This is a genomic window from Streptomyces sp. NBC_00287 (assembly GCF_036173105.1).
Taxonomy (GTDB): Bacteria; Actinomycetota; Actinomycetes; order Streptomycetales; family Streptomycetaceae; genus Streptomyces.
In genome coordinates this window covers 8,804,424-8,827,403 of the sequence record NZ_CP108053.1, presented here as the reverse complement: position 1 = coordinate 8,827,403, position 22,980 = coordinate 8,804,424, and the positions used below count along the sequence as shown (strand labels likewise).

15 protein-coding genes and 1 pseudogene are annotated in these 22,980 nt (G+C 72.2%); 10 read left to right on the top strand and 6 right to left on the bottom strand.

The features are described from left to right. Positions 1-29: 29 nt before the first annotated feature. Entirely contained in the window at positions 30-452 is a 423-nt protein-coding gene (locus OHT76_RS40035; protein WP_328875785.1) for a CBS domain-containing protein, read from the bottom strand. Positions 453-497: 45 nt separating this feature from the next. Continuing rightward, complete coding sequence (locus tag OHT76_RS40030; RefSeq protein ID WP_328875784.1) at positions 498-2,951, bottom strand: SpoIIE family protein phosphatase; 2,454 nt, start codon at positions 2,949-2,951, stop codon at positions 498-500. Between the two features lie 187 nt (positions 2,952-3,138). On the opposite strand from OHT76_RS40030, the gene lanKC reads away from it, so the two are divergent. The 4 genes from lanKC (at position 3,139) to OHT76_RS40010 (ending at position 9,503) form a co-directional block, all read left to right on the top strand. Further along, on the top strand, positions 3,139-5,730 hold the full coding sequence (lanKC, locus tag OHT76_RS40025; RefSeq protein WP_328875783.1) for a class III lanthionine synthetase LanKC: 2,592 nt from the start codon (positions 3,139-3,141) through the stop codon (positions 5,728-5,730). Positions 5,731-5,788: 58 nt separating this feature from the next. Then, positions 5,789-5,905 carry a SapB/AmfS family lanthipeptide gene (locus OHT76_RS40020; RefSeq protein ID WP_315883136.1) on the top strand — a complete coding sequence of 39 codons (117 nt, stop codon included), beginning with the start codon at positions 5,789-5,791 and terminating at the stop codon, positions 5,903-5,905. A gap of 83 nt (positions 5,906-5,988) precedes the next feature. Next, entirely contained in the window at positions 5,989-7,665 is a 1,677-nt protein-coding gene (locus OHT76_RS40015; protein ID WP_328875782.1) for an ABC transporter ATP-binding protein, read from the top strand. Continuing rightward, positions 7,614-9,503 (top strand): ATP-binding cassette domain-containing protein, encoded by a 1,890-nt coding sequence (locus tag OHT76_RS40010; RefSeq protein ID WP_443049888.1) that lies wholly within the window; start codon positions 7,614-7,616, stop codon positions 9,501-9,503. The genes OHT76_RS40015 and OHT76_RS40010 overlap by 52 nt, the downstream gene beginning before the upstream one ends. Here OHT76_RS40010 and OHT76_RS40005 read toward each other — a convergent pair. Beyond that, positions 9,426-9,629, bottom strand: a pseudogene (locus OHT76_RS40005) (helix-turn-helix domain-containing protein); the annotation flags it as partial. The gene OHT76_RS40010 and the pseudogene OHT76_RS40005 sit on opposite strands and share 78 nt — an antisense overlap. A 606-nt stretch (positions 9,630-10,235) precedes the next feature. Here OHT76_RS40005 and OHT76_RS40000 point away from each other — a divergent pair. Beyond that, entirely contained in the window at positions 10,236-12,389 is a 2,154-nt protein-coding gene (locus OHT76_RS40000; protein WP_328875780.1) for a SpoIIE family protein phosphatase, read from the top strand. 34 nt (positions 12,390-12,423) lie between these two features. Here OHT76_RS40000 and OHT76_RS39995 read toward each other — a convergent pair whose 3' ends face one another. After that, positions 12,424-13,284, bottom strand: coding sequence for an RICIN domain-containing protein (locus OHT76_RS39995; RefSeq protein ID WP_328875779.1), 861 nt, complete (start codon positions 13,282-13,284; stop codon positions 12,424-12,426). A gap of 162 nt (positions 13,285-13,446) precedes the next feature. After that, positions 13,447-14,775, bottom strand: coding sequence for a S1 family peptidase (locus OHT76_RS39990; protein WP_328875778.1), 1,329 nt, complete (start codon positions 14,773-14,775; stop codon positions 13,447-13,449). A gap of 204 nt (positions 14,776-14,979) precedes the next feature. Between OHT76_RS39990 and OHT76_RS39985 the strand changes: the two genes are divergently transcribed. The 5 genes from OHT76_RS39985 to OHT76_RS39965 all read left to right on the top strand — a co-directional run bounded on the left by OHT76_RS39985 (position 14,980) and on the right by OHT76_RS39965 (position 22,045). Continuing rightward, on the top strand, positions 14,980-15,393 hold the full coding sequence (locus tag OHT76_RS39985) for a PaaI family thioesterase (RefSeq protein ID WP_328875777.1): 414 nt from the start codon (positions 14,980-14,982) through the stop codon (positions 15,391-15,393). A 478-nt stretch (positions 15,394-15,871) separates the two neighbouring features. Next, positions 15,872-16,087: a type A2 lantipeptide gene (locus OHT76_RS39980; RefSeq protein WP_328875776.1), complete on the top strand. Its 216-nt coding sequence runs from the start codon at positions 15,872-15,874 to the stop codon at positions 16,085-16,087. 114 nt (positions 16,088-16,201) lie between these two features. Continuing rightward, positions 16,202-17,008, top strand: coding sequence for an HlyD family efflux transporter periplasmic adaptor subunit (locus tag OHT76_RS39975; RefSeq protein WP_328875775.1), 807 nt, complete (start codon positions 16,202-16,204; stop codon positions 17,006-17,008). Next, entirely contained in the window at positions 17,005-19,227 is a 2,223-nt protein-coding gene (locus OHT76_RS39970) for an NHLP family bacteriocin export ABC transporter peptidase/permease/ATPase subunit (RefSeq protein ID WP_328875774.1), read from the top strand. The genes OHT76_RS39975 and OHT76_RS39970 overlap by 4 nt, the downstream gene beginning before the upstream one ends. A gap of 1 nt (position 19,228) precedes the next feature. Beyond that, positions 19,229-22,045, top strand: coding sequence for an NHLP bacteriocin export ABC transporter permease/ATPase subunit (locus OHT76_RS39965; RefSeq protein WP_328875773.1), 2,817 nt, complete (start codon positions 19,229-19,231; stop codon positions 22,043-22,045). On the opposite strand, the gene OHT76_RS39960 is transcribed toward OHT76_RS39965, so the two are convergent. Beyond that, on the bottom strand, positions 22,033-22,887 hold the full coding sequence (locus OHT76_RS39960; RefSeq protein WP_328875772.1) for an alpha/beta fold hydrolase: 855 nt from the start codon (positions 22,885-22,887) through the stop codon (positions 22,033-22,035). The genes OHT76_RS39965 and OHT76_RS39960 overlap by 13 nt on opposite strands. Between the last annotated feature and the right edge of the window lie 93 nt (positions 22,888-22,980).

The window sequence follows — 22,980 nt, the reverse complement described above, 5'->3', positions numbered from 1 at the left end:
CATAGCGTCGTTCCCGCGTAACCGACTGGTCAGATGTTGGAGCGGGCGGCGCTGATGCCACCGAGCGCGGAGTCCGGATCGCGCTCCATCGCCAGGTCGCCGAGGGAGAGGATGCCCACGGGGCGGCCCTCCTCGATGACCGGAATCCGCCGTACGGCGTGCTCGCGCATCAGCCGTACCGCCGTGCCCACCTCGTCGTCGGGCCCGACGGTGACCAGAGCGTCGTCGCTGCACGCTCCGGCCACGGTGGTCTGCTCCGGATCCTCGCCCTGAGCAAGCGAACGGACCACGAGGTCACGGTCGGTGACCAGCCCCCGCAGCCGGTCCCCGTCGGTCACCAGGACCGCGCCGAGATCCTGGTCGCGCATGATGCGGGCCACCGCCGCCACGGAGGCCTGCGGCTCCACGGTGAGCAGGACGCCGGTCATGATGTCGCGGACGTGCTGGGCCATGACGTACTCCTTCGCTCAGCTCCCTGGCCCCCGGGTACCCGCGGCTCAGCGGTTCAGCTCGATCTCGCTCCAGACCTGTTTGCCGCCGCTGACCGGGACCGTCCCCCAGGACGCCGACATGGCCTCGACCAGGAGGATGCCGCGGCCTCCGGTGGCCTCCCAGCCGATGCTGGTGGGTTTGACGGGGCTGCGGGGCGAGGTGTCGGCGACGGAGACCCGCAGCCGGCTGTTGATCAGGGTGAGGTCGAGGCGGACCTGTCCTTCGGTGTGCACGAGGGCGTTGGTGACCAGCTCGGAGACGACCAGCAGCACCGCGTCCCGCTCGCCCGCCAGGCCCCAGGTGCGCAGGGTGCGGCGGGTGAAGCGGCGGGCGTGGCCGACCGCCTCGGGCACCCGCCACACCGTCCAGCTCTCGCGCAGTGGGCGCAGTGCCATGCCGTCGTAGCGCATCAGCAGCAGGGCGACGTCGTCGCTGCGGCGGGCGTTGCCGAGCAGGGCGTCGGCGACCAGGCCGAGGTGGGCCGGGTCGGAGCCGGCCAGGCCGCGGGCGAAGCCGTCCATCCCGGCGTCGATGTCCGCCTCGACGGACTCCACCAGGCCGTCGGTGGTCAGCGCGATCAGGGTGCCGGGCTGGATCCGCAGGGGGCTCATCGGGAAATCGGCCTGTGTCATGACGCCGAGCGGCGGGCCGCCCTCGGCCTCGGCGATGTCCGTTGTGCCGTCCGGGTGGCGCAGCACCGGCGGGAGGTGTCCGGCGCGCACGCACCAGGCGGTGCCCTCCTCCAGGTCGACGTCGACATAGGCGCAGGTGGCGAAGAGGTCGGTCTCCAGCTCCATCAGCAGCCGGTTGGCGTGCGAGACGACCACGTCGGGCGGGTGGCCCTCGGCGGCGTAGGCGCGCAGGGCGGTGCGCATCTGGCCCATCAGGGTGGCGGCGGCCGCGCTGTGGCCCTGGACGTCGCCGATGACTAGGGCGACGTGGTTGTCGGGCAGTGGGATCACGTCGTACCAGTCGCCGCCGAGTTCCAGACCGGCCGTACTCGGCAGATAGCGGGCGACGGCTTCCGCGCCGGGCAGCCGGGGCAGGCGGCGGGGCAGCAGCTGGCGCTGGAGCATGCCGACGAGTTCGTGTTCGGCGTCGAAGGCGCGGGCGCGCATCAGGGCTTGCCCGGTGAGTCCGGCGGAGGCGGTGAGCAGGGCGCGTTCATCGGCTCCGAAGTGGTGCGGGGCGTCCCAGCCGATCAGGCAGACGCCCGCCATCCGGCCGGCGGCGGGCAGCGGCAGGACGGCCAGGCCGCCGGGGCCGACCTCGGCGAGGGCGGGTTCCAGCGGGGTGCCGGCCGGCCAGATCTGGGCGCGGCCCTCGCGCAGGGCCGCGGCGAGGGTGGGCATCGCGCGCACCGGCGCGTCGGGCCACTCGGTGCGCCATTCCAGGCGCCACAGCTCGGGCCAGGACTCGGGATCGGGCGGGTCGAGGACGGTGACGACGAGCCGGTCGCTCTCCAGCTCGGCGAGGGCGATCCGGTCGGCGCGCAGGGGGGTGCGCAGGGCGGCGACGACGGCCTGGCTGACGTCGCGGACGGTGCCGGCGGTGGCGAGGGCGGCGGCGAGGCGCTGGACGCGGGCCACGTCGGTGACGTCGGAGCGCAGCTTGGAGGCGTCGGCGACGGTGCCCGCGAGCCGGGCCTGCTGCCCCTCGCCGCCGGGCAGCAGCCGCCCGCGCAGCCTGAGCCACTTGGGCGGGCCCGTCGGCTGGAGCACGCGGAACTCCAGCTCGCGGTCGCCGATGGACATGTGGTCGGCCTCGACGACGGACATCAGTGAGGGCAGGTCCTCCGGCACGGTCAGCCCCAGCAGGGTCTCCACCTTGCCGTCGAACTCGTCCGGGCCGATCCCGAACAGGTCCAGGATGTCGTCGCCGACCTCGACGCGGCCGGTGTCCATGGCGAGGCTGAAGGCATTGGCGGGAAGTTCGCCGCCCTCGGCGCGCCCCACGGGCGTGGGCCAGGCGAAGGTGCGGGCGATCAGCTCCAGACAGTCGCGGTCCTCGGTGTCGAAGCCCTTGGCGTGTTCGCTCACGGCCACCAGACAGCCGTCGCCGTCCTGCCCGCGCGCGGGCAGAACCGCCAGATGGAAGTCGCCCGCCGAAACCCGCCGGGACTGGGCGCGGTCGGCGAGCTCCTTCGGACCGAGCCACACCGGCCGCCCCGTGTGGTGCGCGTCGGCCACCGCGGAGCCGCCGGTGACGGCATAGCTCTCGCGCAGCCCGTACTGGGTGCGCGGCGCCCCGGCCCACTCGACCAGGCACAACAGCTCGCCGTCCTCGGTCAGCGTGTACACGGCGGCGAAGGCCGCATGGGCGAATACGAGCGCTTGTTCGAGGATGCGGCGCAGCCGGTCGGGCGTCTCGGGGTCGTCGGCGACCGTGCTGAGGGCATCTTCGGCACGCTGTCTTCTCGATCTGCTTCTCGCAGCGCCCTCACCGCCCACGTTGGCCATTACAGCGCTTATGAGACACGTGCGCAGCCCCTGTGCGCGTTCGATGGAGTGCCTGCGAAGGCCACGCTCGAAACCCACCGAACAGGTCTTGACGCATGCGTTCCGCACGGTGGTCTCGTGACAGAGGCGACTGTCCGCGCCCCGGTGGCTGCCTGGAAGCTCGTTGCCGGGCCACGAAGGGGGAGGCATGGACAAGCGGTACGAGGTGTACGCGCTCGCCGACCGGCACTTCTACGAGACGCCGGACCGGCTGTCCGCGGGTGCTCGGCAGGCGGCGCCCCTGTACGAGGCGGCGCGGCGCGAGGTGCCGGACGGCTGGGACGCGGCGCGCATCGGCGACTGGCTGAACCTGACCCCGCTCGGCCCGGACGGCGCCCCGGTGGCCGGCCCTGCCCAGGGCTGGAAGATCCATGCCTCGGCCACCCGGGCGAACGCGGAGCGGATCGCGGCGATCGTGTGGGACTACTGCGTGCCGCGACGCATCCCGTTCAAGTTCGTGCCGGGCCCGCATCTGCTGCACTTGCGCAACACCAAGTACGCGGCCCGCGACAGCAGCGGCAAGTTCGTCACGGTGTATCCGGCCGACGAGGAGCAACTGCATGTCGTACTGCGCGAGTTGGGCAAACTGCTGGAGGGCTTCGAAGGGCCGTACATCCTGACCGATCTGCGCTGGGGCGACGGTCCGCTCTATGTGCGCTACGGCGCCTTCGCGCGCACCTTCGTCGTCGACGAGCGGGGCTCGCTGGTGCCGGCGGTGCGGGACGGCGCGGGGCGGCTGGTGCCGGACCGGCGGGCGCCGTCCTTCCAGGTCCCGGAGTGGGTGACGCTGCCGGCCTTCCTCGCACCGCATCTGGCGGCGCGCAACACCACGACGGTGGGCGAGCTGCCGTACCGGATCGAGAAGGCGCTGCACTTCTCCAACGGCGGCGGGGTGTACGCGGGCACCGACAGCCGGGACGGAAGCCGGGTCGTGCTCAAGGAGGGGCGGCCGCACGCGGGGCTCGCCTCCGACGGGGCGGACGCCATCGCGCGGCTGGAGCGGGAGAAGCAGGCCCTGGAGCAGGCGGCCGGGACGGGTGTGGTGCCGGAGGTCCGCGACTGGTTCACGCTCGGCGACCACCGGTTCCTGGTGATGGACTTCCTGGAGGGGCGGCCGCTCAACTCCTACCTCGCCGAACGGCATCCGCTGCTCACGCCCGACCCCGACCCCAAGGACGTGGCCGACTTCACGGCCTGGGCGCTGAAGATCTACGGCGCCGTGGAGCGGGCGGTGGAGGCTGTCCACGCGCGCGGGATCGTCTTCAACGATCTGCATGTCTTCAACATCATGGTCGCGCCCGACGAGGAGTCGGTGTCCCTGCTCGACTTCGAGGCCGCCGCCCCGGTCACCGAACAGGGCCGCCAGGTGGTCGCCCACCCCGGCTTCTTCGCCCCGCCGGACCGCACGGGCATCGACGTCGACCGCTACGCGCTGGCCTGTCTGCGGATCGCCCTGTTCCTACCGGTCACGACGCTGTTCGTGGTGGACCGGGGGAAGGCGGCGCATCTCGCCGAGGTGATCGGCCGTCAGTTCCCGGACGTGCCACCGGAGTTCCTGGAACAGGCGGTTTCGGAGATCACCCGGGATGCGCCGAGGCAGTCCTTCGTGGAGCCCGGCGACTGGCCCTACAGCCGCGACTCCATGGTCAAGGCGATTCTCGCCTCGGCCACCCCGGAGCGCGACGACCGGCTCTTCCCCGGCGACATCACCCAGTTCTCCGACGGCGGCGGCCTCGGTCTCGCGCACGGCGCCGCCGGGGTGCTGTACGCGCTGGACGCGGTCGGCGCCGAGCGCTACGAGGAGGGCGAGCGCTGGCTCCTCGCCCGAACCGCACCGCCGCCGACGGGCACCCCGCTCGGGCTGTACGACGGTCTCGCGGGCGTCGCCCATGTGCTGGACCGGCTGGGGCACCGGCAGCGCGCCCTCGACCTGGTCGAGTCGATCCTCGCCGAGCGCTGGCAGAACCTCGCCTCCGACCTGCATGGCGGACTGGCGGGGCTCGGCCTGGTCCTCGGCGAACTCGCGCACAGGACGGGCGAGTCGGAGCTGCGGGACCGTGCCGCCGAGGCCGCCGACATCCTCGTACGACGTCTCGCGGAACCCCTTCCGGACACCCCGCGGCGGCGCCGGGCCGGGCTGCTGCGCGGGGCGAGCGGGCCCGCGCTGTTCCTGCTCCGAGAGTACGAACGCACCGGCGAGGCACGGCTGTTGGCGGCGGCCGGGGTGGCGCTGCGGCGGGACCTGGAGTGCTGTGTCACGCACGAGAACGGCTCGCTGGAGGTCGACGAGGGCTGGCGGACGCTGCCGTACCTCGGGGAGGGGAGCGCCGGGATCGGCATGGTCCTGGACGACTTCCTCGCCCGTGCCGCCGACGCCGACGGGGAGTTCGAGCGGGCCCGCGCGGGCATCCTCGCCGCCGCCACCTGCCGCTTCTATGTGCAGCCGGGTCTCCTGCAGGGCCGGGCCGGAATGATCCTGCACCTCGCCCGTACCACCACGCCGGGTGCGAGCCGGGAGCGGCTCACCGACCAGATCGCCGGGCTCGGCTGGCTCGCCATGTCCTACCAGGGCCAACTGGCCTTCCCCGGACACCAGATGATGCGGCTGTCGATGGACCTGGGCACCGGAACGGCAGGGTGCCTGCTCGCGCTCGGCGCGGCCCTCGGCAGCGGGGCAGACGCTCATCTGCCGTTCCTGCCGCCGCTCGGGCGGCCCCCACAGCGCGGTTCCGCTCTCTGACGGAGCCGTGATCCAACCCCGTCCCCACGGGTGACGACATCCAACGGAAGGAATCGACATGGCACTTCTCGACCTGCAGACGATGGAGTCCGACGAGCAGACCAGCACCGGCGGCGTGAGCACGCTGAGCCTGCTGTCCTGCGTGAGCGCGGCGAGCATCACCCTCTGTCTCTGACGGCACCGCGCGACCACGGCCCCGGGCGGTCCGCTCCCGTGAGGGAGGGGCCCCCGGGGTCCCGCACACCGAGAGGGCGCCGCATGACCACGCGCACGAGGGAGCCCGGCCTGCTCGGTCCGGTCCCCGCCCGCTGGCTCGCCCTGTGCCTGGCGAGCACCGCCGCCACCGGGGCAGGGCTGCTGCTGCCCGCCGCGCTGGGCCGCACCCTGGACCTGCTGCTGGCCGACGCCCCGGCGACCCGCTGGGTGCTGTACTGCGCCGCGCTGGTCCTGCTGCTCGCCCTGCTCGACGCGGGCGAGACCGTGCTCGGCGGCACGGTGGACGCCCGCACCACCGGCTGGCTGCGTCGGCGCCTGAACCGTCATGTCCTGGCCGTGGGCCCGCGCGCCGCCGATCGCTTCGGCTCCGGAGACCTCGTCGCCCGCCTCGTCGGCAACGCCGCGCAGGCCGGCACGGCACCTTCGGCACGCGCGGCCCTGGTCGCCGCGCTCGCCGGACCGGTCGGCGGACTCGTGGCCCTGGCGCTGATCGACCCGTGGCTCGCGGCCGTACTGCTGGCCGGAGCACCGGTGCTCGCGCTGCTGCTGCGCGCCTTCACCCGCGACACCCGGGACTGCGTGGCCCGCTACCAGGAAGTGCAGGGACGGATCGCGGGCGCGCTCTCGGAAGCCATCGGCGGACACCGCACCATCCAGGCGGCGGGTACGACAGAACGGGAGACCGCGCGGATCCTGCGGCCGCTGCCCGAGCTGTCCCGGGCAGGACGTCGCATGTGGCGAGTGCAGGGGCGGGCCGCCGGACAGTCCGCCGCCGTGGCTCCACTGCTCCAGCTCGGGGTCGTCGCCGTCGCGGGGTTCCTGCTCACCCGGGACCGGCTGACGGTCGGTGAGCTGCTCGCCGCGTCGCGGTACGCGGTGCTGGCCACGGGCATCGGCGTACTGGTGGGACAGCTCGCGAGCCTCGCCCGCGCCCGGGCCGCCACCGGACGCCTCACGGAGGTGCTCACCGAACCGCCCCCGGCCTACGGGGACCGCCGGCTGCCACCCGGCCCCGGCCGTCTCGAGCTGCGCGGGGTGACCGCCCGGCGCGGCCGACGGACCGTCCTCGACGGCGTCGATCTCGTCGTGCCCGGCGGGACCACGCTCGCCGTGGTGGGCCGCTCGGGCGCCGGGAAGACCCTGCTCGCCTCGGTCGCCGGGCGCCTCACCGAGCCCGACGCCGGGGAGGTCCTGCTCGACGGGGTGCCGCTGCACGAGCTGTCCCACGACGAGCTGCGCGGGGCGATCGGCCACGCCTTCGAACGGCCCGCGCTGCTGGGCGGCACCCTCGAGGAGGAGATCAGCCTCGGCCCGCTACCCCGCTCCCCCGATCGGATCCGGGAAGCGGCCCGCAGGGCCCACGCGGACGAGTTCGTGCGCCGCCTGCCCGCCGGTTACGCCACCCTCTGCGCCGACGCGCCGCACTCCGGCGGGGAGTCCCAACGCCTCGGCCTGGCCCGGGCATTCGCCCACGGCGGACGGCTCCTCATCCTCGACGACGCCCTGTCCAGCCTCGACACGGTGACGGAGGCGCAGATCACCGACTCCCTGATGGGCGACGGCACCCGGCTGCTGATCGCCCACCGGCCCGCCACGGCGGCCCGTGCGGACGCCGTGGCCTGGCTGGACGAGGGGCGGATACAGGCGGTCGGACCGCACGAGCAGCTGTGGGAACTCCCCGGCTACCGGGCGGCGTTCGCGGACGGGGAGCGGCCATGAATCTGCCGCGTCTGGGGCTGCGGTTCCTGCGGGAGCGATGGCGGGTCGTGGCGCGGCTCGCGGGCTGGTCGGTGCTGGAGACCGGACAGACCTTCCTCACCGGGTACGCGCCCGCGCGCGCCCTGGACGAGGGGTTCCTGGCGGGCCGGACCGGCACGGGCCTCGCGTGGCTCGCGGTGGCCGGGCTCGGGGTACTCGTCGGGGCGTACGGGACGGCACGGGTGTACGCCGCGGTGGCCGAGCTGGTCGAACCCCTCAGGGACGGTCTGGTGACCCGGGTCGTGGCCCGCGGAGTCCGGGAGGGTGACTCCGCGGCGCTGTCCGGGCTCACCCAGCAGGCCGAGATCGCACGGGACACCTTCGCCGGTCTTGTGCTGGTGTCGCGTTCGTTCGTGTTCACCGCTGTCGGCGCCCTCATCGGCCTGTTCTCGCTCGCCCCGCCGCTTCTGCTGGTCGTCGGGCTGCCGCTGCTCGCCGGGGTGGCTCTCTTCGCGGTGACGCTGCGGCCGCTGGCCCATCGGCAGGAGACGTTCCTCGTCGCCGACGAGGCGCTCGCCGAGCGGTTCGGCGCGGTCTGCCCCGGGTTGCGGGACATCACGGCGGCCGGAGCGGAGGCGAGGGTCGCGACCGGCACGGAGGACCGGATCGACGCGGAACAGCGGGCCGCGACGTCCCTGGCCCGCTGGGGCGTCCTGCGCGTGGCCTCCCTGACCATCGGCGGCGAACTCCCGATTGTCCTCCTCCTCGCCACCGCACCCTGGCTCCTCGGCCACGGAGTCACCCCGGGCGCCCTGGTAGGCGCGCTCGCCTACGTCACCCAGTCCCTGCTGCCGGCCCTGCGCAATCTCGTCCACGGCGTGGGCACGAGCGGATCGCGGCTGGCGGTGGTGCTACGGCGGCTGATGCGCGGCACACTTCCGGAGCCACCCCGGCGACTCCCCCGCCCCTCCCCAACGCCGCCCGGCACCCCCGCCCTCTCCCTCACCTCGGTCACCTTCGCCTACGGCCCCACCGCAGCCCCCGTCGTCAAGGACCTCGACCTCGTGCTCCCGCCGGGGGCCCACCTGGCCGTCGTAGGTCCGAGCGGGATCGGCAAGTCGACGCTCACCGCGCTGGTCGCCGGACTGCTGGAACCACAACGGGGGGCCATAAAGGTCTGCGGGCACCCCGTACCGGGGCCCGAGGCCTCGGCGTGTCGGGTGCTCATCCCGCAGCAGGCGTACGTCCACACCGGCACTCTCGCCGAGAATCTCGGGCAGCTGCGGCCGGATCCCGTACCCGAGGAGGAGCTGCTCGCCGCGGCCGAGGCGGTGGGACTGCTGCCGCTGCTGGAGGCGCTCGGCGGGCCCGACGCCACGGTCGAACCGGCGGCGCTGTCCGGGGGAGAGCGGCAGCTCGTCGCGCTGACCCGGGCCTATCTGTCGTACGCCCCGCTCGTCCTGCTCGACGAGGCGACCTGTCATCTGGACCCGCGGGCCGAGGAGCGCGCGGAGCGGGCCTTCGCCGCGCGGCCCGGGGGCACCCTGGTGGTAGTCGCGCACCGCATCAGCTCGGCGCGCCGCGCCGACCGGGTCCTGGTCATGGACGGCCGTACGACGGCGTACGGCACGCACGGCGAGCTGCTGGGCCGCTCGGCGCTGTACCGGGACCTCGTCGGGGGCTGGACGCCCGTACCGTCACAGCCAGCCCTCGCCCTGCGAGATACGGATCGCGTCGATGCGGTTGCGGGCCCCGGTCTTGCGGGTGATGGCCGCCATGTAATTGCGCACGGTCCCGTTGGACAGGTGCAGGCTCCCGGCGATCTCCGCGACGGAGGCCCCCTCGGCGGCGAGGACTAAGACACTCAGCTCCCGTCTGGTCAGCGGCATTTCGGCGGCCCGGAGAAATCCGAAGCCCAGCGAGTCATCAACGAAACGTTTTCCTTCGGCAACCAGCCGGATCCCCTCCACCAGGCGCTCCGGCATGCCACCCTCCTTGTCCACATAGCCGAGCGCCCCCGCCTCCGCCGCGCCCTTCAGCAGACCCGGCCGGTTCGCGCTCGCCAGGACGAGAAGCCGAGGCGGCGCCACGCCGTGCACCCGCTCGCCGAGCTCACCCAGCGGGGGTATGCCGTAGGTGTCCGCGCATTCCAGGTCGGCCGCGCAGACGTCCGGCCGCACGCTGCGCACACTCCCCGAGGCGCTGCGCCACGGGGAGTGGAACACCCCGAGGTCCGATTCGCGGCGCAGCCAGTCCGCCAGGACCGATCGGACCAGACACTCGTCGTGCACCAGAAGAACCCGGATCACTGGTCGTCCCTTCGCGTCACCGTTCGCCGGTCCCATAGGTGAGGAGCGCGTGCCCCATTTTTCGCTCCGTCCTCCCTTCCTGCGCGCGTAGAACCAGCCATCACGGGGCGCGGGGGCGCACACGCGGATCCCGTACCCCGGCAAGCGCTTCTACTGCCGGGCGTGGGCCGGGACCGAGGGGGTACGGCCCGCACCCTCGCGGCCGGTCCCGCTCGCCGTGCGCGCCGGGCCGCCAGGAGGGAGATTTGTTCCCTGGGACCCGTCACCCGGCCGTGCGAGGAGGTGGTCGGCGTGTCCGACGGTCAACCGTCCGCCCAGGCACCGGCGACCGCCCGGACGCGGATCGGCCGGCCGCTGCTGTCGCTCGCGCTGGCCTCGATGATGGACGAGGTCCACGCGCACTCCGGCGCGGTCTATCTGCTGGCCAGCAAGGAGCCGGTACTGGAGATGGCGGTGATGGCTGGACTCCCCCGAGCGTTCGCGGCGCCCTGGGAGCGGGTGGGGCTGAGCGCGCCGATCCCGGTGGCCGACGCGGTGCGCGAACGGCGGCTGGTGTGGGTCGGCGGCGAGGAGGAGATGGCCCGCCTGTATCCGCGGATCTCCGTCGTCCTGCCCTATCCCTTCGCGCTCGCGGCGCTGCCGGTGGCCACCGAGTCCACGGCCTACGGCGCGGTCTTCGTGACCTGGCCGGGATCGCATCCGCCTGACCTGTCCGACCGGGAGCGCACCCATCTGAGCGCCGCCTGCGACCGGCTCGCCGCCCGGCTGGCGCGCGCCCTGGAGGACAGCGTCCCGCTGCTGCCCGAGCCCGATCTGCTCGGCGGCCCCGGCCTGGCCGGCGCCGCCGGCACGCTCGGCTCGGTCGAGTCGGCGCGGATGGTGGCCCGGCTGCCCTACGGGCTCTGCTCGCTCGATCTGCACGGCCGGATCTCCTTCGCCAACGCGGCGGCGGCCGAGCTGATCGGCGTCCCGGTGAGCCGGCTGCTCGGCACCCAGCTGTGGGCGTCGGTGCCGTGGCTCAACGACCCGGTCTACGAGGACCGCTACCGGGCCGCGCTGATGAGCCAGCAGAGCACCTCCTTCGTGGCGCTGCGACCGCCGGGCGACTGGCTGTCGTTCCGCCTGTATCCGAGCACCTCGGGGCTGAGCGTCCGCATTACGCGGGCGCGAGCGGTGGCCGAGATGAACCGGGGGCACCGCCCGGCCGATGACGCCCCGTCACGCCTGGTCACGATCTCCCAGGTGCTGAGCCTGGCCGGAGCGCTCACCGAGGCGGTGGGCGTGCAGGACGTGGTGCAACTGGCCGCGGACGAGATCGCCCCGGCGGTGGGCAGCCAGGCCCTGGTGGTGCTCGGCTCCCGGGCGGGCCGACTCCATGTGCTGGGCCATCACGGCTACCCGGACTCGCACGTCGTGGAGCGGTTCGACGGGCTGCCGCTGCTGGAGCGGACACCGGGCACGCATGTCCTGACCACGGGTGTGCCCGCGTTCTTCGAGGACCAGCAGCAGTTGGAGCGGCTGTACCCGGCCCGAGAGGCCACGCCCGACGGGTTCGCCGCCTGGGCCTATCTGCCGCTGATCGCCTCCGGCCGCCCGGTCGGCACCCTCGTGCTCGCCTACACCGAGCCGCACGGCTTCCCCGCCGACGAGCGTGCGGTGCTGACGAGCCTGGGCGGGCTGATCGCGCAGGCCCTGGAGCGGGCGGTGCTCTACGACGCCAAGCACCAACTGGCCCACGGCCTCCAGGCAGCGCTGCTGCCGCACTCCCTGCCGCCGCTGCCCGGCATCGACGCGGCCGCCCGCTATCTGCCGGCCACTCAGGGCATGGACATCGGCGGCGACTTCTACGACCTGGTGCCCGCGCAGGGACAGGCCGCGGCGGTGATCGGGGATGTGCAGGGCCACAATGTGACGGCGGCCGGTCTGATGGGACAGATCCGTACGGCCGTACGGGCGTACACGACCGTGGGGCAGCCGCCCGCGGAGGTCATGCGCAGTACCAACCGGCTGCTGATCGACCTGGGCGCCGATCTGTTCGCGAGCTGTCTGTATCTGCGGCTCGATGCGGAGCACGGGCGGGCCGTGATGGCCCGGGCGGGTCATCCCCCGCCGCTGCTGAGACGGCCGGACGGGCGGGTGCGGGTGCTGGACCTGGCCGGGGGTCCACTGCTGGGCATCGACGGCTCGGCCACCTATCAGACGACGCAGGTCGATCTGGCGCCCGGATCCGTGCTCGCCCTCTATACCGACGGGCTGATCGAGTCGCCGGGCACCGATATCGAGGACGCGCTCGCCGATCTCGGGCGGGTGCTCGCGGAGACGGGGGACCTGCCGCTGGACGAGCTGGCCGACCGGCTCCTGGAGTCCCGGGCGATGCCTCGGGGGCGGATCGACGATGTGGCGGTGCTGTTGTTGCGGGCCCGGGCCCGGGGATGAAGCGGACGACGTGCGGACCCGGGTTCGCGCGTGATCAGGCCGGGGTGAGCTGCTTCCAGAGCTGGGCGTTGGTGCCGTTGCACTCGTGGATCTGGAGCTGGACGCCGTTGCTGAAGTTCGCGTAGGGAACGTCCAAGCACTTGCCGGACCGGGGGTTGGTGAAGGCGGCCGGGCCGGGGGTGTCGTAGCGCCACTGCTGGGCGTCGGTGCCGTTGCACGTGTAGATCTGGACTTTGGTGCCGTTGGCGGTGGCCCCGTTGGCCACGTCCAGGCACTTGCCCGAGTTCGGGTTCACCAGGGTCCCCTCGGGTGTGATCCTCCAGGTCTGCCCCAGGGAACCGTTGCAGTCCCACAGTTGCACCCTGGCGGCGTTCTCCTTGCTCGCGCCGCTGACATCGAGGCAGTGCGCGCCGCCGTCGGGGCTGTAGGTCAACTCCGTGGGCGTGGCCGCCGGGCCGGTCACGGTAAACGCGCACCAGGCGGACCAGGCAGAGGTGCCGTCGCCGTTCTCGGCGCGGATCCGCCACTGGTAGTCACCCGGACTGAAGGTGCTGGTCGGAATCTGGATGGCCCACACGTGCCCGACCGGCCCCGTGTTGACCGAGTAGGTGTGCAGCGGCTGCCCGCCCGCACGCGCGAGCTCCAGCGTCCCGGCCAGGTTGGGCTGGGGCTCCACGCCCCGGACCGAGGCCGCGAACTGCGGGCCGAAACTGTTGGTGGTGCTGAAGGTCGGCGGGGTCTGCGCGCCGCACTGCTGGAAGCCCTCGTAGGGCCCGTTGGAGATCCGCAGCGCCTCGGGGACCTCGGGGGTGGCGGCCCACGCGGCGCCCGGAACACCGAGTAAGGCGATGGCCAGGCCCGCGGCCACGGCGATCACGTAACGCATCCATCTCATGAGTGCTCCATCGCAAGATCGACGATCGTCTCGATCAGGAGTTCACACCGCCGGATACGTCCACGTCAGTCCCTTGGGGGTGGGCGTAAGGATTACGTCACATCCGGGTGGCCGGCCCTCCCGCCGAAGGGCCGGCCACCCGGGCTCGTACGGTGACGGGGGTCAGTGCGTCTCGGTCAGCCCGGAGTCGTCAGCTCCACCGGCACCGGCGTCCTCGCCGACACCCGCCTCTTCGCCGACACCGGCCTCCTCGCCCGCGCCCGCCTCCTCGCCGACACCGGCCTCCTCGCCCGCGCCCACTTCCTCGCCGACACCGGCTTCCTCGCCCGCGCCCGCCTCCTCGCCGGCGCCGGCCTCCTCGCCCGCACCCGCGCCGCCCGCCGCGTCACCCGCGCCGAGGGTCGCGCCGACCGCTTCAAGCGCGGTCGTGACCGGCTGGAAGAAGGTCTCGCCGCCCACCGTGCAGTCGCCGCTGCCGCCCGAGGTCAGGCCGATCGCGAGGCCGTCCTGGGTGAACAGCGCGCCGCCGCTGTCGCCGGGCTCGGCGCAGACGTCGGTCTGGATGAGCCCGGTGACGGTGCCCTCGGGGTAATTGACCGTGGCGTCGAGACCGAGGACCTGGCCGTCGCTCAACCCGGTCGTGCTGCCCATCCGGAAGACCTGAAGGCCCACCTCGGCGTCCGCGGCCTGGCTGATCTGCACGGTCTGGCCGCCGCCGACGTTGACGTCGCTCGGCGCCTCGGTGGCCGGGTCGTCGTACTTGACCAGCGCGAAGTCGCCCTCACCGGGGAAGGTGGCCTGGTCGACGGTGGCGATCGGCTCGCCGCCCTCGGCGTCCGCCCACGCCTCGGCGGCCACCCCGCAGTGACCCGCCGTCAGGAAGGCCGGGGTGCCGTCGCCCGCGGTGACGTTGAAGCCGGCCGAGCAGCGGGCGCCACCGGCGAAGATCGCGTCGCCGCCGGAGAGGAAGGTCTTGAAGGTGCCCTCGGACTTCTTGATGGTCGCCATGCCGGAGCCGAGGCTCTCCACGGTCGACTCCAGCTGGTCCCACTTGGCGCCGGTGACGGTGCTGTCGGCGGTGACCAGGATCTTGTTCGTCCGGGGGTCGACGGCCCAGGCGGTGCCCGGGATGGTCGCCTCGGACTTCAGGGTCTGCGCGCCGGAGTCCAGTTCGGCCAGGCTGTTGTCGACCTCGCGGACGGTCGCGCCGGCCTTCTTGGCCTGGACAATGATGTTGTTGTTGTCGCCGGGGACGACATTGACGACCAACTGCTGGCTGTCGGCGTCGTAGTACGAGCCGGCGAAGGCGTCGCCGAGCAGTCCGGCGAGCTGTGAGGCGAGATCCGAGGCGTCCGCCGCCTTCAGAGTCCTGGGCGCTGCGGAGTCGTCCGAGGCGCCGTCCTGGGACGCGTTGGCGTTGGGCAGCAGAATCGCGGCCGCTCCGAGCGCCGCGACGCCACCCACCGCTATCGCGGCCTTGCGCTTCGGCATTCGCTTGTGACTCAACCTTCTCGACCTCCTGGGGGGACGGGGTCCGTGCCGCCGTATCTGCGGCGGCTGTTCAGGGCGCCTGGATGGCCAGTGGTACGCACGGGTCACTCGGGGCGTTCAATTCCGTTTGCGCGCGCCCCACTCGAAACGCCGATTCGGCCAAGGGCCACGTCCCGGTGGCCGGGGCCGGGAACAATCCCCCATATGACGATGACCACCGCCGAAGCCGACAAGATCCTCGCCGACAATTTCGCCCCCTGGGTCCTTGAACTCGGTCTCACTGTGGAGGGGTTGGACGACCATCGTGCGATTCTGCGTCTGCCCTGGTCGGACCGGCTGGCACGGGAGGGCGGGGCGCTGTCGGGCCAGGCCCTGATGGCGGCGGCCGACACCGCGACGGTGATCGCCGTGTCGGCGGCGCGCGGGGCGTACGGGCCGATGACGACGGTGCAGCAGTCCACCACTTTCCAGCGCGCGGTGTCCGGTTCGGATGTCCTGATCGAGGCGGTGGTCACCAAGCTGGGCCGCCGAATGGCGTTCGCCGACATCACGCTGACCGACGGCGGGACGGGCGAGATCGCGGCCCGGGCGAGCACGGTGTACGCGATTCTGGGCTGAAGTACGCGCTGATTCCGGGCCGACACGCACCGCATCCGGTCGACAACGGTCAGTTGCGGGCGTCGAGCGGAATCCCGGCTTCAGCGAATCTGCACATCGAATGCCCAACCAAGTCACCGGCGACCGCATCCCCACACAACCCGCTACCGCCAGTTACACCATTGGGGCGGGAGTGTCGCTTTCGCCTTCCGCCCCGCAAGAGCGCGCACGAGCCGAAGCCGTGACGCATGTGAAGAAGTCGCCGACAAGCCGTGCGTACGCCTGCACGGATGACCGCTTCTGAGGCTCAAGTGCCCAGGTGAGGCAGTTGGTTGATTGGAAGCGCGCACCCGCAGCGTGCTTTGATCCATCGCACCGCGGGGGCCGCAACGGCACCCGGAAACGGGCGCCGGGCGCCTGCGGTTGGCGGCCGTCCATCTGTCCCCAGAGGGGGCCGCTCCCCCCCTTGTGAAATACCCATACGAAGGGAAGTTCCATCATGAACTCCACCCCCCAGGTTGAGACCGTCGAGATCTCCGACGCCGAGCTGGACAACGTCTCCGGCGGCCTTTCCGTGAACGCCCTCGGCACCGTCACCGGCCTGGTGGACGGCATCGCCCCGGTTTCCGGCCTGCTCAACACGGCCGTCGGCACCGTCGAGGGTGTCACCGGCCTGAACACCGCGCCGGTCACGAGCCTGGTCGCCGGTCTCTGATCGCGCCTTTTGTGACGTCGAGTCCCGGAGCCGTACCCCGGCTCCGGGGCTCTTCGGGTGCCATAGAGCTCCCGTATGCCGTAACAGCTCTCCCGCACAGGTGAGGGAAGTTCCTTGCAGTTCCGCCAACAGGCCCTCGCCAAGCTCCAGTCGCCGGAGGAGCTCGATCTTCCGGTGCGTTTCGCCCGTCCTCAGGGCTGGCTCACGCTGTCCGTGACGGTCGTCGTCATGGCGGCGGCCTCCGTGTGGGCGGTGACCGGTTCGGTGACCTCCACGGTCAGCGCACCGGCGATCCTCACGCACGGGCAGGGCAGTTACATCCTGCAGAGCCCGGTCGCCGGGCAGGTCACCGCGGTCCTCGCCGAGCAGGGCGAGCGGCTGCCCGCCGACTCCCCCGTCCTGAAGGTCCGTACGGCCGAGGGCGACACAGTCGTGCGCACGGTCGCCGCGGGCCGGGTCACCGCGCTCGCCGCCACCATCGGGCAGATCATCTCCACGGGCGCGAACGTGGCCGCCGTGGAGAAGGTGGCGCACGCCAAGGACCCGCTGTACGCGACGGTGTACGTGCCCGCCGAGAACGCGGCCTCCATCCCCGACGACGCCGCCGTGGACCTCACCGTCCAGTCGGTGCCCACCCAGGAGTACGGCGTACTGCGCGGTCATGTGAAGTCGGTGGATCGCAGCGCCCAGTCCGCGCAGTCCATCACCTCCTTCCTCGGCGACAGCCAGCTCGGCGAGCAGTTCACGAAGGACGGCAGGCCGGTGGCCGTACTGGTGAAGCTGGACAAGTCCGCAGGCACGAAGAGCGGTTACAAGTGGTCCTCCGCCGACGGGCCGCCGTTCTCGCTCACCTCGATGACCATGGCCGACGCCTCGGTCCGGCTGGCCGATGAGCGTCCCGTCGATTGGCTGCTGCCGTGAGCGCCGCCCAGGACACGCGGGGCCGCCGTCGCGCCGCCCCGCCGAAGAGACCCGTACCCAAGGGCAGGGCGAAGACGGTCCGTACGCCCACCGTGCTCCAGATGGAGGCCGTGGAGTGCGGCGCCGCCTCCCTCGCGATGGTGCTCGGCCACTACGGCAAGCACGTGCCGCTGGAAGAGCTGCGCATCGCCTGCGGCGTCTCCCGGGACGGCTCGCGCGCCAGCAACCTCCTCAAGGCCGCCCGCAGCTACGGCCTCACGGCCAAGGGCATGCAGATGGACACGGCCGCCCTCGCCGGAGTGAAGACCCCGGCCGTGCTCTTCTGGGAGTTCAACCACTACGTCGTCTACGACGGCATGGGGCGCCGCTTCGGCCGCCGCGGGGTGTACATCAACGACCCCGGCAAGGGCCGCCGTTTTGTACCGATGGAGGACTTCGACGGCAGCTTCACCGGTGTCGTGCTGGTGATGGAGCCCGGCGAGGGCTTCAGCAAGGGCGGCCGCAAGCCGGGTGTCCTCGGCGCCATGCCGGCCCGGCTGCGCGGCACCGCGGGCACGATGCCCGCCGCGGTCCTGGCGAGCCTGCTGCTGGTCGTGGTCGGTGCGGCGGTGCCCGCGCTCAGCCGCACCTACATCGACATGTTCCTCATCGGCGGCCAGACCTCCCTGCTCGGCGTGCTGTTCGCGTCGATGGGGGCGTCCGTCCTGCTCACGGTGGTGCTGACCTGGCTGCAGCAGGCGAACCTGCTGCGCGGCCGGATCATCTCCTCCACCCTCTCCAGCGCCCGCTTCCTGCGCCATCTGCTGCGGCTGCCGGTGACCTTCTTCTCCCAGCGCAGTCCGGCCGACCTGGTGCAGCGCCTGCAGTCCAACGACGCGGTGGCCGAAACCCTGGCCCGCGATCTCGCGGCGGCGGGCGTGGACGCGGTGGTCGTCATCCTGTACGCCCTCCTGCTGTACACCTACGACCCGCAGCTCACCGCCGTGGGCATCGGGGTCGCCCTGTTGAACATCGTGGCGATGCGGGTGGTGATCCGGCTGCGCGCCACCCGTACGGCGAAGCTGCGCGCGGACAGCGCCCGGCTCACCAACACCGCCTACACCGGCCTTCAGTTGATCGAGACGATGAAGGCGACCGGCGGCGAGGACGGCTACTTCCGCAAGTGGGCCGGACAGCACGCCACCACCCTGGAGGAGCAGCAGCGCCTCGGGGTGCCGAGTGCATGGCTGGGCGTGGTCGCGCCGACGCTGGCGACGCTGAACAGCGCGCTGATCCTGTGGATCGGCGGTATGCGCGCGGTCGAGGGCCATATATCCGTGGGCCTGCTGGTCGCCTTCCAGGCCCTGGTCACCCGTTTCACCGCCCCGCTGACCCGCCTCAACGGCGTCGCGGGCCGCATCCAGGACTTCGCGGCCGACGTGGCCCGGCTGAAGGACGTGGAGAACTTCCAGGCGGACCCGCTCTACGACCGCCCGGGCGGCGCCGACTCCACGCGCCGGCTGCATGGGCATGTGGAGCTGCAGAACATCACCTTCGGCTACAACCCGCTGGACAAGCCCCTGTTGACCGGCTTCGACCTCACCGTCGGCCCGGGTCAGCAGGTCGCCCTGGTCGGCGGCTCGGGCAGCGGGAAGTCCACCGTGTCCCGGATGATCTCGGGTCTGTACACGCCCTGGGAGGGCGTGATCCGTATCGACGGGCAGCGTCTGGACGACATCCCGCGCGGCGCCCTCGCGGCCTCCGTCTCCTTCGTCGACCAGGAGGTGTTCCTCTTCGAGGGCACCGTCCGCGACAACGTGGCGCTGTGGGACCCGTCCATCCCGGACGAGGCAGTGATCGAGGCGCTGCGGGACGCGGCCCTGTACGACATGGTGACGCGCCGCCCAGGTGGCATCCACAGCCGGGTCGAGCAGGACGGCCGTAACTTCTCCGGCGGTCAGCGCCAACGCCTGGAGATCGCGAGGGCGTTGGTGCGGCGGCCCAGCATCCTCGTCCTCGACGAGGTGACGAGCGCGCTGGACGCCGAGACGGAACTGGTCGTGATGGACAACCTGCGCAAGCGCGGCTGCGCCTGTGTGGTCATCGCGCACCGGCTGAGCACCGTGCGCGACAGCGACGAGATCGTCGTACTCGAACACGGAACGATCGTGGAGCGCGGCCGGCACGAGGACCTCGTCGCGCGCGGCGGCGCGTACGCGACGCTGGTCAGGGAGCGGTGAGATGACCTCCGTACACGAGGGCGATCTCGTCCTGAACGCGCTCGGTTCGATGGGCAGCCGGATCGACTGCGCCGGGTTCAACCGCCTCGACCTCGAAGGCCCGCAGGTGCTGTGGCTGGTCGCGTCCGGGGCCGTGGACCTGTTCGCGGTCGACGCCGAACAGCAGGGCCACTGGCACCACTTGGGCCGCCTGGAGGCGGGCTCACTCCTGCTCGGCCCGGTCGCGGGACCGCAACACACCCTGGTGGCACGCCCGTTGCGCGACTGCGTCGTGCACCGCATCGGGCTGCGCGAGCTGTACCAGCCCGCCAACACCCAGACCTGGTCCTACGACGAGTACGGCAACCCGCAGTACGTCCCGCCGACGACGAGCCCGCTGGAGTACGCCCTCGCCCTCGGCGTCGGCCGCAGCCTGTCCATCCTCTTCCAGGCACCGATGGCCACCGAACGGGCCGCCGAGATCACCGACGACGACGTCTTCTGGATGCAGGTCCCGCCGGGCAGCGTCCAGTACGGCTCCCTGTACGGCCAGGAAGCCGCCGCCGACCTGCTGATGGACCCGGCGGTCTGGCAGTCCATGGTGGACCAGCAGTACCGCCTGCTGACCACCCTGGACCGCTGGATCGAGCAGTTGGAGCGCACCCACGAGACGCGCACCGCGGAGGGCATCAGGGCCGGTGAGGCGGTGCGCGCCCAGGCCGACCGGACGCTGCTGGCGTCCATCGGCAAGCGGAGCGACCAGCGCACGACGGCCGCCGACGCGGACGCCAGCTACGCGGCCTGCAAGCTCGTCGCCGAGGCAGCCGGGATCGCCCTGGCCGAGCCCGCGCAGAGCGGCACCGAGAGCGACCGTCTCGACCCGGTCGAACGGGTGGCCATCGCCTCCCGCGTCCGCACCCGGGCCGTGCGGCTCGACGGCCGCTGGTGGCGGGACAACGTCGGCCCGCTGGTGGGCCATCGGGCCCTGTCCGGGGCACCGGTCGCCCTGCTGTGGCGGCGCGGCGGATATGTCGCCGTACACCCCGCGACGGGCCGGGAGACGCCGATCGAGAAGGCCAACGCGGAGGAGTTCGAGCCGCGCGCGGTGATGTTCTACCGGCCACTGCCCGACCGTGCGCTCAGCCCGCTGCGGCTGCTGCGGTTCACCATGCGCGGCACCGGCGGCGATCTGACGAACCTGCTGCTGAGCGGTCTGGTGACGGTCGCGATCGGAGCACTGGTGCCGATCGCGACGGGCAAGGTGCTCGGCCAGTTCGTACCGAAGGCGCAGACCGGCCTGATCGTCCAGGTGTGTCTGGCGGTGATGGTCAGCGGTGTGGTGGCGGCGGCCTTCATGCTGCTGCAGAACCTGACCATCCTGCGCCTTGAGGGCCGTATCGAGTCGACCCTCCAACCGGCCGTCTGGGACCGGCTGCTCAGGCTGCCGACGAAGTTCTTCACCGAGCGCTCGACCGGCGAGCTGGCGAGCGCGGCGATGGGCATCAGCGCGATCCGCCGACTGCTGGCCGGAGTCGGCCCCACGGTCGCCCAGTCGGTCACGGTCGGCGCGATGAACCTGGGCCTGCTGCTCTGGTACAGCGTCCCGATGGCGCTCGCGGCGATCGGCATGCTGGTGGTCATCGCCGCGGTGTTCCTGGGACTTGGTCTGTGGCAGGTGCGCTGGCAGCGGCGTCTCGTCGTGCTGGGCAACAAGCTGAACAACCAGGCCTTCCAGACCCTGCGCGGACTGCCCAAGCTACGGGTGGCGGCGGCCGAGAACTACGCGTACGCCGCCTGGGCCGCGCAGTTCGCCCGCAGCCGGGAGCTCCAGCAGAAGGTCGGCCGGATCAAGAACCTCACCACGGTGCTGGGCGCGGTGTATCTGCCGCTGTGCACCCTGCTGATGTTCATGCTGCTGGCGGGCCCGGCGCGCGGCTCGATGTCGGCGGCGGCGTTCCTGACCTTCAACACCTCGGTGACGATGCTGCTGACCTCCGTCACCCAGATCACCGGCGCGTTCGTCTCGGCGGTGGCCGCGCTGCCGCTGTTCGAGGAGATCAAGCCGGTACTGGACGCGACCCCGGAGGTCCGCACGGCGAGCACCCGCCCGGGCCCGCTCACGGGCGCGATCGAGGCCCGCCGGCTGTCCTTCCGCTACTCCGACGACGGTCCCCTGGTCCTGGACGACGTCTCCTTCTCCGTCCGCCCGGGCGAGTTCGTGGCGATCGTCGGCCCGAGCGGCTGCGGCAAGTCGACACTGCTGCGCCTGCTGATCGGCTTCGACAAACCGGTCTCGGGCAGTGTCCTGTACGACGGCCAGGACCTGGCCGCCCTCGACCAGTCCGCCGTACGCCGCCAGTGCGGGGTCGTCCTCCAGCACGCGCAGCCGTTCACCGGCTCCATCCTGGACGTCATCTGCGGCACGGAGCCGTACACGCCGGAAGAGGCGATGGCGGCGGCGGAGATGGCGGGCCTCGCCGAGGACATCAAGCGGATGCCGATGGGCCTGCACACGATCGTCTCGGGCAGCGGCGCGATCTCCGGTGGCCAGCGCCAACGCCTGATGATCGCCCAGGCGTTGATCCGGCGGCCTCGGATCCTCTTCTTCGACGAGGCGACGAGCGCGCTGGACAACGAGACACAGCGGACGGTGATCGAGAGCACGAAGGCCCTGAACGCCACGCGGATCGTGATCGCGCATCGGCTGTCGACCGTCCTGGACGCGGATCGGGTGATCGTGATGGAGGACGGGAAGGTGGCGCAGCAGGGGCCGCCCGCCCAGCTCCTGGCGGACACCGGCGGACGGCTGCACGAGCTGGTACGGCGTCAGATGGCCTGACCGTCGGTCCCCGCCGACCACTGCGGGGGCACCTGCCCGCCCCCGCTGTGCATCTGGGTCGCCAGCGCGCGCACGGCCGCCGCGAAGCGGGACGCGTCACGCAGGAACTCCAGGTGGATGCCCGGGAACTCCGCCCAGGGCGCACCGATGCGGTGGGCGATCTCGATCGACGGGCGGGCGTAGTACGTGCCCCGGTCCTCCGCGCCGGCGCCGAGGACGATCGGGAACGGGGTCGACTTCAGGGCGGTCTCGTCGGGCAGGAACGCGGCGAAGCCGGGCCATTCGGTGCCGAACAGGTGGTCCTGGTTGCCGAGGAAGCGGCGCCACAGGTCGTCCGGCCAGCGGTAGCTGCCCTCGCCGCGTACCGTCTCGCCGAAGCGGCGGCCGGCCGCCGGTGCTCCGCCCTCGGCGTAGCGGGAGGCCAGTTCGGCGAAGAAGCCCCGCTCGGGGTCGCCGTCGGGCAGGACGTTCACGGCGGGTGGCTCATGGGCGATCAGGCCCGCCATCACCTCCGGGTGCCGCGCGGCCAGCGTGAGGCCGATGATCGCGCCGCCGCTGTTGCCGAAGACCAGCGCCCGTCCGCCCGCCAGGCCCTCGATCAGCGCGCGAGCGTCGGCCGCCTGCTCGGCGAGGTCCATCGGCGCACCGGACCGGCCCGTGCTGCGCGAGTTCCCGCGCCGGTCGTAGGTGATGACCGTGAAGGCGTCCGCCAGCTCCTCCGCGACCCCCGTGTAGTACCCGGCGTCCCCGCGCGCACCGCTGATCATCAGCAGCGCCGGGCCACTCCCCCGCAGCTCGCAGTAGAGCCCTGCCCCATCCACCTCGAACACCTCGGTGCGCACCTGCGCTCTCCTTCCCAAGCGAAACGTTGCCGTTTCGATGAAACTGTTCTAGTCTCGATGTGTACGAAACCGTTTCGTTCAGGACCGGGTATC